Here is a 12674-nt window from a genome sequence, read left to right on the forward strand (position 1 = left end):
ATTGGTTCTAAGTGGTGGAGACATAATAAATCTATTTCCATCTTTTCCTTTCAACCTATTCTCATTAAGTAGTAGATAATGTGGACATGTTTCTGCCCAGACATTCTTACCTTTCTTTCTAGCACTTGTTAATGATGAAAGACCTTCCTTGGTTGAAAGATGAAAAATAAAAAGTGGGCAATTTGTAATATCAGCAAAATAGATTGCCCTTCTTATAGCCTCATCCTCTGCAAAATTCGGTCTACTTCTTGCATGATATATAGCCCGAGTTTTACCAGAACTTAAATACTTAGCCCTTAACTTTTCAAGAAGGAAATTGTTTTCTGCATGAACCACTGGTAGACCACCAAATTCAGTCAATTTTTTCATAATAAAAAAGAGATCTGCGTCATCCACCATTATTCCCTCTTCTCTATATGTTGTGTAGAGTTTAAAACTTGTAATTCCTTTATCAATTAATTCAGGAATTTCACCTAAAATATTATTATCAGAGCTAATAATTGCAGTATGTAACGAATAATCAACATATACATTTCCTTCTGCTTCGCTTATTCTTTTTTCAACAGCTTTCAATAAACTTTCACCTTTTTTTTCAGGATGTGCAAAATCAATAATAGTTGTAACTCCTCCACAAGCTGCTGCCTTTGTTCCAGTATAAAAATCATCTGCTGTTATTGTTCCTTTTACTGGAAGTTGAAAATGAACATGAGAATCAATAACTCCAGGAAATATATAATTTCCTTCAGCATCTATTATTTCCCCTTCTTTGAAAGTTAAATCTTCTCCAATCTCTTTTATCTTCTCATTCTCAATTAGGATATCAGCTTTTTCTATCTTTTCTGAATTTACAATATTTCCATTTTTTATAAGTAATTTTTTCATCTTTGTATTTATGTAATTATTATTTTATTTTTAGACTAATTAATTGTTTTTTGAACTAAATAAGTTTTTATTAAAAGTAATTACCTTATCAAAATTCTAAGTTTACTCTGAAAAAACCTTTTCTTTCTTAGACTACATTAAAAACACTATAAAGCTATAAGGATATTACAATGAAGTTCCTATCCAATCACCAACATAATGAGTTATAATTATAACCACTAATGCAATAATCAAGTGTTCTGCAATTACCTTCCAAGGTCTTCTTTTCTGTTCCCTGGCAATTATAAAACTAAAAATACTTAACATAAATAATCCTAATATTACACTTGTTATCATTGCTATTGAAAGTTCAAACATTAATATAGGAATAACAAATATTAATGCAAAAATAAACTTAGCAAGAAAGGTATAAATAGTTGATTCCCATATTTCTTTTGCCGTATGTATATTCTCCGATTCCTCTGAAATATGAATTCCAAAAGCATCTGAAAATGCATCTGCTATTGCTATTATCAAAACACCACTAATTACTACAATTTTTGAATGTGTACCAGAATGTAAACCAACTATTAACCCAAGAGTTGTGATTATACCTGATGTTAAACCGAAGCTGATCCCAGTTCTTATTGTATGTCTCATATTAAATCAAATAAAAAATTAAATAATAATGTTTTAGTCTGTAAAAATTGTTTTTTAAATTTATAGATGTTAATCCTTTTAAAATATGTTTTTTAATTTTTAATAATTTTCGTACCCGTTTTACCTTCAAGTGCTAATTCTATACATTCAGGAGTTGTTATTATTGCTTCTTTTCCACCCTTTTTTATAAAATCTATTACTGCTTTTATTTTAGGACCCATACTTCCTTGTGGAAAATGACCTTCATTATAATATTTTTCAGCTTCAGATAGAGTCATAGTATCTAAATCTTTCTGATCTGGCTTTCCAAAATTTAATGTAACTTTCTCTACTGCTGTAGATATCAAAAATAAGTCAGCATTAATACTGTTTGCAAGAAGACCTGATGCATAATCTTTGTCAATAACTGCTTCAACTCCGTATAAATTTCCATTTTTATCTTTCACCACAGGGATTCCTCCTCCGCCAACAGCGATTGCTACAAAACCTTTATTTATCAAACTTTTTATTGCATCTCTTTCCACTATTTCCAGAGGAATTGGTGAAGGAACTACTCTCCTCCATCCTCTTCCTGCATCTTCCATTATGCTCCAGTTTCTCTCATTGCTATATTCTTTTGCTTTCTTTTCATTATAAAATGGACCAATCGGTTTTGTAGGATTTTTAAAAGCTATATCATTCTTATCAACTACTACTTGGGTTACAACTGTAGTTGCCTGTTTATCTATTTTTCTTTTCTTAAACTCATTATAAAGAGATTGTTGAATCATATATCCAATTGCACCTTGAGTATCTGCCCCACATGAATCCAGTGGAACTGTATGAAGAACATTGCTTGCAAGTTCTGATCTTAAAAGGATAAATCCAACCTGTGGACCATTCCCATGAGTTATTACTACATCCCACCCTTTCTCAATCATTCCTGCTATGTGGACACATGTCTGTCTTGTAGTTTCAAATTGATCTGGGACAGTTTGATGATCTTTATCTTTTATTAAAGAATTACCACCAATTGCTATCACTGCTACTTTACTCATAAAATCCTCCTTCGAATTATTAAAGGTCAATTGTCTTATCTTTTAAAATATTTTTTTATTAAATTATATAAGCCTAACTTCTAAAATTTACACCACTCTAAGAGTAGAAATTTAAAAGTATATTTTATAATGTTAAAAAACTAATCTTATTTTGACATTGTTAATATCATAACCGCTTTTTGAACATGTAATCTATTTTCTGCTATATCATAAATTATTGACCTTGGAGAATCCACAACCTCATCATCTACTTCATTTCCCCTATCAACTGGCATTGGATGGATAAAATATGCATCGTTTGTTAGTTTCATAAACTCTTTTGTACATCTCCAATCTTTATATTTTTCATAAGAAGCTTTTTCTGCTTCATCCCCTATCTCATATCTTTTTGAACTCATCCAGTTTCTGCTATACACAACATCTGCACCTTTAAAAGCCTCTTCTAAATTATGTGTGATTTCAAAAGAACCTCCTGATTCTAATGCATATTTCTTACAAGTTGTAATTATATTAGGGTCTAAATCAAATCCTTGTGGATGGGCCAGAGTAACATTCATACCAAATCTGCTGCTTATTAGCAAATTACTTTGAATTGAACACCATGAGCGCATCTTTGGTGAATACCCCCACATCATAATTAATTTTTTTCCTTTAACATCTCCTAAATGTTCAGATACGCCCATAATATCAGCAAGAGCTTGACACGGATGGTATACATCATCAGCCATATTAATTATTGGAACATCTGAATACTTTGCATATTCTCTAAGCAGTAAATCTCCATCACCATATTTTTCTACTGCATCCTCTAAAATTCTTATTCCAATTCCATGAGCATACCTCGCCATAACACTTGCAGAGTCCTTTACTGTCTCTCCCTCTATCCCTTTAAGCTTAACTCTCATTTTGCCAGGTTCTAAAAATTGAGAGTGACCTCCTAACTCTGTCATTGCTGCTTCAAATGATATGCGTGTTCTTAGTGATGGATTATAAAAAACCATAAGAAATGTTTTACCATTAAGTAGATTTATATATTTAGGAGAAAATCTATTCTTCTTTATATCTTTTGCTAAATTCAAGACTTTATCCAATTCATCCTTTTTCCAATCACAAATAGTTATTAGATCCTTCCCATACAAACTCATTTCCTCTCCTTTCAAAAAAATTTTTACATAATGAGTGACATTACTGCTTTTTGTACATGAAGTCTATTTTCAGCTTCATCAAATACTACTGATTGGGGACCATCAATTACTTCATTAGTTACTTCAAATCCTCTGTCACATGGTAAACAATGCATATAAACTGCATTCTTATGAGCCAGTTTCATCTTCTCTTCATCACAAATCCAATCTTTATTTTTATCAAATAGTTCTTTTGTCTTCTCCATCTCTGGCTTCTCTGATTCTGGGGGGATATTATGTTTTGAAGTCCAGCTCTTTGGATACACAACATGAGCTCCCTCAAAAGCTTCCTTCATATCATTTGAAATTGAAAATGAACCACCATATCTTTTAGTATACTCTTCTGAAGCTTTTATTACATCTGAGTCAAGCTCAAGTCCTTTTGGATGGGCTAATATTACATCCATTCCCATCATTGTTGCAGCTATAATAGCACTTTGTGGAACTGAGAGTGGTTTGTGAACTGATGGAGAATATGCCCAGCTCATTACAAATTTCACACCTGAAAATCCTCCAAACTTCTCCTTTACTGTTAATATATCAGCCATAGCTTGACAAGGGTGATATTTATCACATTCCATATTTATAATAGGTATATCTGCCCAGTGAGCAAAATTATTTACCAGATAGTTTGCTTTTCCATAAATCCATCCTACTGGATCTCCATAAATTCTTATAGAAATTCCATCGCCCATCCTTGCTAATACTCTTGCAACATCAGAAACTCTCTCTGTAGAATAGGCCTTTTCATCACCTTCCAGTGCTGGAGCATAAATATCTTGTGGATCAAGAAAGTGAGCATGTCCTCCAAGTTGTGTCATTCCAGCTTCAAAAGAATTTCTTGTTCTAAGTGATTGATTGTAGAAAATCATAAATAGAGTTTTCCCTGCAAGTAGTAGATGTGGCTCGCCATTTGCTCTTTTTCTCTTCAAATCCTGAGCTACATCTAATATAGTCTCTATTTCCTCCTTTGTATAATCAAGCAGGGTAATAAAATCCCTTCCCTTAAAATTTTCTCTCATTTTAACCTCCTAAAGATTTAATAATTAAACTAAGTTAAATATTTTAACATTAAATACATTAATGTAAAATGTAATATTGCAAGACCTGAACCCTTTTTTATATGTCTCATGTCAAGACCTGGTACTATTCTGGGTACTATTCCAGGTGCTATTCCAATGATAAATTTTTAACTAACTTTCTGAGCTATTATAAAGATATTAGGCTGTTTTTTATCTCTTTTGGTGAATCCAATATCAATTATTTTAAATCCAGCCTTTTTTATAAGTCCTTTTAATTCATTAATTGTAAAAGCATGGAAATAGCGATTAATTGTTGTACCATTTCTTTTTTTCCATGGAATGAAAGTATCTTTAAAATCCAGTTTAGTTAAAAAGGGAATTTTTAATTTCAAAATAAATGTTCTTAAAACATATTTAATATATTTTTTTTGCCAGAGATTCCATACAGTTAAAATTAAAAACCCTTCACTTTTTAAAATTCTATTTACTTCATTTAAAGATTGAAGGCGATATTTTTTTGAAGGTATCTGATGTAATAATGCTATAGAATACACAAGATCAAAGCTATTTTCATCAAATCCAGTGTCTAAAGCATCTCTAACCAAGAATTTTACATTAGGATAATTTTTATATTTATCTCTTGCAATTTCTATTAATTTTTTAGATAAATCAATCCCAATATAATCTATTTTCTTATCTCTGAAAAGTTCAAAAAGTCTTCCATTTCCACAACCTAAATCCAGTATTTTGTCTCCATCTTTTACAAAATCTGCTAAAAAGATGATATCTTTCCAGAGCTTTACCCTTGTTTCTGAAAAGTGCTCAGCTATTTCCTCATAATCTCTTTTTGTCTTTTTAAGTAAATATCTTGCATATTTATCTTTCATTGCATATATTTATTATTTCCTTTTTTCATTATTAATGCTATTTTAATAAGGATAAATTTACATTAATAATGTTATTTTATCCAGGTTATTATTCAAATATGTTATTACTAAAACAAAATGTTAATTTTTTAATTAAAGGTAACCACCTAAAAAATCATATTGAATTGTCCATCTCTCTACCGATGATTAAATTTTAATAAATTCATAATTTCCGCCAGGTATTAACCTTTTATATTATAACAAGTACATTATAATGATATTATTTACATACTTTAAGTGCATTATAATGATATTATTATTAAATATTAAGTACATTATAATGATATTATTCCCATTTTTGTGCTTTTAGGGCTAAGGGTCTTAAATTTTTTTATTTAAATAAGAATATAAACATATTTTAATTCAATCCTTCAATATTATATTTAAAAAATATTTAAAAACTTTCATATTTCATATAGAAAGAATTTCTAATATCTATTACAATTTATAAAGAAGAAGAATTTTTTTAAAATAGGTGATTTTCTTGGCTTTAATTAAAACTGAGGAATTAATAATTAAAAGAGCATATGAAAAAAATGCATTCACTCCTAAATCCTTCTTTAAGGTGAAGATGGAAGTTTTAGGTGAGTTAAGAGAACCAATTCCAAAAAAATCTGAGCTTTTAGCTGCTTATAGAAATTTAGTAAAAAAGGGTGAAGTTGAAAAGAATGAGAGATTAGAAAAGCTGCTCAGATTACATAAAATAAGAACTTTATCTGGTGTAGCAATTGTTGCAATTTTAACAAGACCTACATATTGCCCTGGTGAGTGCGTTTACTGTCCTACTGAATATGAGATGCCTAAAAGCTATTTATCAGAGGAGCCAGCAGTAATGAGAGCGATTAGGTCAGATTTTGATCCAGAAAGACAGGTTAGTCTCAGACTTGAAGCTTTAGAAAAAACAGGTCACTTTACAGATAAAATTGAGATAATAATTTTAGGTGGTACATTTACAGCATTTAAAGAAGATTATCAAAAAAAATTTATATGGCAAACATTTGATGCATTAAATAAAGTTGCTTCAAAAAATATAGAGAACGCCATGAGGTTAAATGAAACTACGAAACATAGATGTGTTGGTTTAACTATTGAGACAAGACCGGATCTATTGGATGAAAATGAAGTTATAAGATTAAGAAATTTAGGAGTAACAAGAGTAGAGATAGGTGTACAAAGTGTCTATGATGATATATTGAACTTAGTAAAGAGAGGACATACTCAAAAAGAGATTATAAATGCTACTAAACTTCTAAAAGATGCAGGTATAAAAGTTAATTACCATATAATGCCAAATCTTCCGGGCTCAGATATTAAAAAAGACATAGAGATGTTTAAAATTCTATTTGAAAATCCAGGATATAAACCTGATCAATTAAAAATATATCCTTGTGTAGTGGTTAGAGAAAGTGAATTATATAACTGGTGGAAGGATAAGAAATTTATCCCATACAAAAGAGACGAACTAATATCACTCCTTATGGAAGTAAAGAAGAATATACCTAAATATGTAAGAATATCAAGATTATTCAGGGATATACCATCAACTAGAATAGAGGCTGGTGTAAAATCAACAAACCTTCGTCAGATGGTTAAAGCTGAAATGTTAAAAAGAAAATTATCCTGTTCATGTATTAGATGTCGTGAAGTAAGAGAGAAATTGGTTGAAGAGGAATTTAAAAAACCAGTTCTTTTCAGACAAGACTATAATGCCTCTGAAGGTAAAGAGATATTTTTAAGTTTTGAGGATAAAAAAAGAGAGAAATTATTTGCATTTATTAGATTAAGAATACCCTCCTACTTTTTAAAAGGGGAAACCCACTACATCAGTGAGTTAGAAGATACAGCTATAATCAGGGAGATTCATACATATGGCGAAGTTGTTCCTATAGGAAAAAGAGGGGTTGGAGTTCAACATAGGGGATTAGGTAAAAGATTGATGAAAGAAGCAGAAAAAATTGCTAATGATGAATTTGGTGTTAAAAAAATAGCAGTCACATCAGGAGTTGGAGTTCGCCCCTACTATCGTAAATTAGGCTACAACCTTGTTGGCACCTATATGGTTAAATCATTTTAACATTTCTAAGAAATTTAAATGTTCCTAGTAGTTCCATATAGAATTTTTCTTTTTCCTTAAATAAATTCTTTTATTCCTTATTTCTTAATCTCTAAATTTTCAATTCCATGTTTTTCAAATTCTTTTTCATATTTTTCAATAAAAGGAGACTTTTTCACTATTTGATCTCTCAAAGACATTTTCTTTATCACATCTTCTCCATATGCTTTAATAAAATCGCGTACTGATAATCGATATATTAACTCATCCCAGAAAATCTCATTATTATATTCCTCTCTGTACTCATCTACATCTGTTTCTAATTCAAATTCTCTCGTAGGATAAAATTCATTAAGTTCATTGTCAAATATAATATAGTTTTCCAAATTAGCATTTTTTGCAAATGAGTAGATATATTGCTCTATAATGTCGTATTTCTCAATTTTATCATCAGTGCGAATAGCATTGATCATCCAATTGCCTAAATATACAAGTTTAACTAAATCTTCGTATTGCTCTTTTGTAAGTTTAATTTCTATCATCTTATCCCGGCTCCTTCTCCTTAAAGTTTTATTCAAATATATTCTTTATTGCTCTATTGTATCTTTTAATTCTTTCATACCATCTGATTATTTGTGGAAAGAATATTCTAAGACCTTAAGTTCATGTATATATTCTATTAGTTAGGTTATTCTATAACAAGAATCATTTCATTATTTGTACATATTTTCTTATAATAACAGAGTTTATCAGAACTCAAAATTTTGTCAATGGAAAGACCAATTCATTAAAAATTAATACTATTTGACTAAGCTATGTTTTTAGTATATACTATGTATACACAATATAGGAGGTATTTTGTCAATCACCCCCACCTAAATCTATGATTTAGAAAGGGGCTTGTGAAAATAAGCTCTGATTGACTAGGGGGCATAGTAATATGTTAGCAGTTAGAAAAGAGAAATATATACACACCTACAGATATTTCGCAAGTCGGTAGCAACTGTGGTCTGTAACTAAACAGTCTGTTAGGGGTAATGGACAGTGGAAAGACTTAAAAACCTTTTCTAACAACCCCGATGCGACACTAACTTCCATAAGGACAGGGAGGGCAGAACTTAATAGTATCTGCCATAAATGTCCTTAACATTAATAGAAAGGAGGTATTTTAATATGTGTAAAGACAAAAAAGTAGCTGTTGTATATGTACTCAGCAAAAGAGGGAATCCTTTAATGCCCTGCTCTCCAAGAAAGGCAAGAGTATTGCTGAAACAGAGTAAGGCAAACGTATTAAAGAGAACTCCTTTTACAATACAACTTAAAATAGATACACCAGAAACTACACAGCCTATCAGTTTAGGTATTGATAGTGGATACAGTCATATTGGGCTTTCAGCTATAACAAGTAACAAAGAACTATATTCCGCAGATGTTAAATTAAGAACTGATATTGTAAAACTTCTCTCTAAAAGAAGAGCTTATAGGAGAGCAAGAAGAAGTAGAAATCTGTGGTATAGGAAACCAAGATTTAAAAATCGGGATATACCTGAAGGCTGGTTTGCACCCTCTATTCGGCATAAGTTAAATACTCATATCAAAATGATAAATAAGGTTAAAGAAATACTGCCCATTACTCAAATCAATATTGAAGTTGCCAGCTTTGACATACAGAAGATTAAGAATCCTGACATATCTGGTGTTGAGTATCAAAATGGTCCACAAAAGAACTACTCCAATACAAGAGAATATATATTACACAGAGATAACCATACCTGCCAGAATTGTATGGGTAAATCTAAAGACCCTATATTAACGGTTGTTAAATTACAAACTCATCACATTGAATCAAGACAAACTGGAGGTAAAAGACCTGATAATCTAATTACCTTGTGTTTAACTTGTCATGATAAGGTTACAAAAGGAGAAATTGAACTAAACGTCAAACCTTTAAAAGGCTTTAAAGCAGAAACTTTTATGACCAAAATAAGATGGGAATTAGTAGATCAGTTAAAAGAACAGTTTAATAAAGTTTTTCACACTTATGGATATATTACAAAACAAAACAGAAAAGCACTTGAATTACCTAAATCTCATACCAACGATGCCTTTGTTATAGCTGGTGGTACTGTGCAGAAAAGACTATCTAATTATTATCTAATTGAACAAGTAAGAAATTGTAATCGTAAGCTGTTTAAAGGAATAAGAAGTCATATCAGAAATACTGCTGAGAGATTTATACAGGGTTTTCAGAGATTTGATAAGGTGAGTTATAAAGATATCGAATGCTTTATATTTGGTAGAAGAGCATCGGGATATTTTGATCTAAAAAAACTAGATGGTTCAAAAATACATGCTTCTGCTAAATATACAGACTTAACTTTACTTGAAAGGTCAAAAACATTATTAATAGAAAGGAGGATGGCTCTCCTCCCCTACCTAAAAGAAGGGGTCTCCGAGCCATAATTTTAAGATGAAACTTAAGGTAAGAAAAGTTGGAAATAGCTTAACAATTACAATTCCTAAATATTTAGCCAAAACTCTTGATATTAAGCCACAAACTGAAGTTAATGTTCGACTTGAAGAAGATAGGATAGTAATCTCTAAAGAAAAATCAAGATGGGAAGAGCTTTTAGAAGAAGCACGTAAAAAGGCGAAAGAAATGAAAGTAAAAGAAGAAGATGTAGAAAAAGCTATCTATGAGATTCGATACGGTAAATAAAGTGTTCATAATATATTAAATTAATTCTTCTATACTATCTTTTGTTAACATTAAAAATTCAATATGATAAATAGAGTGGTTATTGATACAAATGTTTTAATATCAGGTATCCTTTTTGGGGGCATTCCAGAAAAAGTTCTAAATCATGCCAGAAAAGGAACTTTTACTTCAATTATATCTCTTTATATTCTTTCAGAATTTAAGCGAGTTATGAAACAAAAATTGAATTTAAACTCTGATTTAATTAATAATTTCATTAAAGAAATTATATCTTTTTCTGAAATTATTCCTGTTATTGATTCAAAGAAAATATGGATTCAAGATATCTCTGATAATCCAATTGTTGAAACAGCAGTAAAAGGTAAGGCAAATATAATTGTAACAGGTGATAAACGATTACATAAAGTGAAAGTGCATGGCTTGAAAATTTTATCTCCAAAGGATTTTTTAGGAATGCTTTAGAATTTATTATTTTAACTCTGAGTTAAAATAATAGTGGAAGAAAAAAAACATTATTTCTTTTCTCCGCGGTAGTATGGTAGTCCTAAATTAGCAGGTGCTCCTATTCTATAAATTCAATATTATATTTTGATTAATTATTATATAATGGTATTCATAAAAAATAGAAGTAATTTACCCTCTACCATAATTCTAATTTTGGAAGAGGACTTCTTGCTTGATTAAGTAATATTTATTAAAAATCTTGGCTGTTTCATCATTATACATAAAGACAGCCATTCTGATCTCATAAATATTAAATCATTTAAGGAGGTTGAGAGTGCAAAGAAAAATACTACTTGTTGATGTTGATAAGTGTACCGGGTGCAGAATATGCGAATTAGCTTGTTCCTGGATACATGAAAATGTCTTTAATCCTCTTAAATCCCGTATCTCTGTGATTTCCTTGCGAAGAGATGGGATTGATATTCCTATGGTTTGTCAGCAGTGTGAAACCCCCCTCTGTCAGGATGTATGTCCTACAGCTGCTATCTCCCGTAATGAAGAAACTGGAGCTATGATTGTGGATGAAAATAGATGTATTGGCTGTCGTATGTGTCTTGTGGCATGTCCCTTTGGCGGTCTTTCATTTCATACTGAGAAGCATGTGATGATAAAGTGTGACCTTTGTGAAGGAGACCCAGCTTGCGTGAAGTACTGCCCTGTTAAAGCTATAGAGTATATAAAAGCTGATAAGATAGGTTTAACCAGGAAGAGAGCTGGGGCTGAGAAACTTTCCAAACTCTTCTCATTAGTTAGCAAGGAGATGAGTTGAATTGTATAAATACGGTGGTTACGCTGGGAAATATATTCGAGTTGACCTATCTTCAGGAAATATCAGAGTTGAGGAGACACCACTTGAACTTGTTCATAAATATCTTGGTGGTTCTGGCATTGGAGCACGTCTCCTCTGGAATGAAGTAAAACCAGGGACAGATCCACTTTCCCCACAGAACAAGATAATCATTGCCACAGGTCCATTGACTGGAACTCTATTCCCTCCGTCCGGACGCTATGCGGTAATATCTCTTTCACCCCTAACTGATCACTGGGGTGAAGCCCATGCTGGAGGTGCTTTTGGTCCTGAACTGAAATATGCTGGCTATGACTACATTATTATAGAGGGAAAAGCGGAAAAACCCGTTTATCTCAATATTGAAGATAACCTGATTGAATTGAGAGATGCCAGCCATTTATGGGGAAAAAACACTATTCATACTACTGACCTTATATGTGAACAGTTAGGTGATATTGATGTTAAAGTAGCTTGTATCGGACCTGCTGGAGAAAATTTGGTAAAGTATGCTTGTATAATTAACGATTACTACAGAGCTGCTGGACGAACTGGAATGGGTGCTGTATTCGGTTCTAAAAAACTCAAAGCAATTGCTGTTAGAGGAAGTGGAGGCTTAAAACCAGCTCTCCCTGAGGAATTCATAAAGTTCTCTCAGGAATGCTTCGAGCGACATTCCAGTGGTGAGTGGGCTGATTATATTAAAAAAACATCCCGCACCTATGGCACAACTGGACTTATGGATGCAATGAATGCTATTGGGAGACTCCCCACCAAAAATCATTATGATGGTTGTTATCCGGAGATAGATAAAGTAGGTAGCGAAGCAATCAGGAAACATTTCCGTGTTGATCACAAGTCTTGCTTTGGCTGTGCTATCCAATGTAAATATATCTCCCGTATTAAAGAAGGAAAATATGC

Annotated in this window: 13 protein-coding genes; 6 read left to right on the forward strand and 7 right to left on the reverse strand. The window is 31.5% G+C overall.

Annotated elements, in window-relative coordinates; translation table 11 throughout:
- The 6 genes from KKC53_03430 to KKC53_03455 all read right to left on the reverse strand — a co-directional run.
- The coding region (locus KKC53_03430) for an amidohydrolase family protein (protein MBU2598216.1) at nt 1-882 on the reverse strand (882 nt) is incomplete at its 3' end.
- A 165-nt stretch (nt 883-1047) separates the two neighbouring features.
- The gene (locus KKC53_03435) at nt 1048-1521 is read right to left on the reverse strand and encodes a hypothetical protein (GenBank protein ID MBU2598217.1); all 474 of its coding nucleotides are present in this window, start codon (nt 1519-1521) and stop codon (nt 1048-1050) included.
- Nucleotides 1522-1613: 92 nt separating this feature from the next.
- Nucleotides 1614-2558, reverse strand: a complete 945-nt coding sequence (gene arcC / locus KKC53_03440) for a carbamate kinase (GenBank protein ID MBU2598218.1) — start codon at nt 2556-2558, stop codon at nt 1614-1616.
- Between the two features lie 146 nt (nt 2559-2704).
- Nucleotides 2705-3703 (reverse strand): ornithine carbamoyltransferase, encoded by a 999-nt coding sequence (locus KKC53_03445; GenBank protein ID MBU2598219.1) that lies wholly within the window; start codon nt 3701-3703, stop codon nt 2705-2707.
- Between the two features lie 23 nt (nt 3704-3726).
- A complete protein-coding gene (locus KKC53_03450; protein MBU2598220.1) occupies nt 3727-4764 on the reverse strand; it encodes an N-acetylornithine carbamoyltransferase in 1038 nt (345 codons plus the stop codon).
- Nucleotides 4765-4931: 167 nt separating this feature from the next.
- Nucleotides 4932-5651: a methyltransferase domain-containing protein gene (locus KKC53_03455; GenBank protein ID MBU2598221.1), complete on the reverse strand. Its 720-nt coding sequence runs from the start codon at nt 5649-5651 to the stop codon at nt 4932-4934.
- 523 nt (nt 5652-6174) lie between these two features.
- On the opposite strand from KKC53_03455, the gene KKC53_03460 reads away from it, so the two are divergent.
- Nucleotides 6175-7764 (forward strand): tRNA uridine(34) 5-carboxymethylaminomethyl modification radical SAM/GNAT enzyme Elp3, encoded by a 1590-nt coding sequence (locus KKC53_03460; protein ID MBU2598222.1) that lies wholly within the window; start codon nt 6175-6177, stop codon nt 7762-7764.
- A 77-nt stretch (nt 7765-7841) separates the two neighbouring features.
- Here KKC53_03460 and KKC53_03465 read toward each other — a convergent pair whose 3' ends face one another.
- Nucleotides 7842-8285 (reverse strand): hypothetical protein, encoded by a 444-nt coding sequence (locus KKC53_03465; protein MBU2598223.1) that lies wholly within the window; start codon nt 8283-8285, stop codon nt 7842-7844.
- A gap of 631 nt (nt 8286-8916) precedes the next feature.
- On the opposite strand from KKC53_03465, the gene KKC53_03470 reads away from it, so the two are divergent.
- The 5 genes from KKC53_03470 to KKC53_03490 form a co-directional block, all read left to right on the forward strand.
- Nucleotides 8917-10206: an HNH endonuclease gene (locus tag KKC53_03470; protein ID MBU2598224.1), complete on the forward strand. Its 1290-nt coding sequence runs from the start codon at nt 8917-8919 to the stop codon at nt 10204-10206.
- A gap of 7 nt (nt 10207-10213) precedes the next feature.
- Nucleotides 10214-10462 carry an AbrB/MazE/SpoVT family DNA-binding domain-containing protein gene (locus KKC53_03475; protein ID MBU2598225.1) on the forward strand — a complete coding sequence of 83 codons (249 nt, stop codon included), beginning with the start codon at nt 10214-10216 and terminating at the stop codon, nt 10460-10462.
- A 63-nt stretch (nt 10463-10525) separates the two neighbouring features.
- Nucleotides 10526-10924, forward strand: a complete 399-nt coding sequence (locus tag KKC53_03480; protein ID MBU2598226.1) for a putative toxin-antitoxin system toxin component, PIN family — start codon at nt 10526-10528, stop codon at nt 10922-10924.
- Nucleotides 10925-11240: 316 nt separating this feature from the next.
- Complete coding sequence (locus KKC53_03485; protein ID MBU2598227.1) at nt 11241-11735, forward strand: 4Fe-4S dicluster domain-containing protein; 495 nt, start codon at nt 11241-11243, stop codon at nt 11733-11735.
- Between the two features lies 1 nt (nt 11736).
- Nucleotides 11737-12674: aldehyde ferredoxin oxidoreductase (locus KKC53_03490; protein ID MBU2598228.1), on the forward strand; the 938-nt coding region annotated here is incomplete at its 3' end.

The organism is Actinomycetota bacterium (assembly GCA_018830725.1).
Lineage (GTDB): Bacteria > Actinomycetota > Humimicrobiia > JAHJRV01 > JAHJRV01 > JAHJRV01.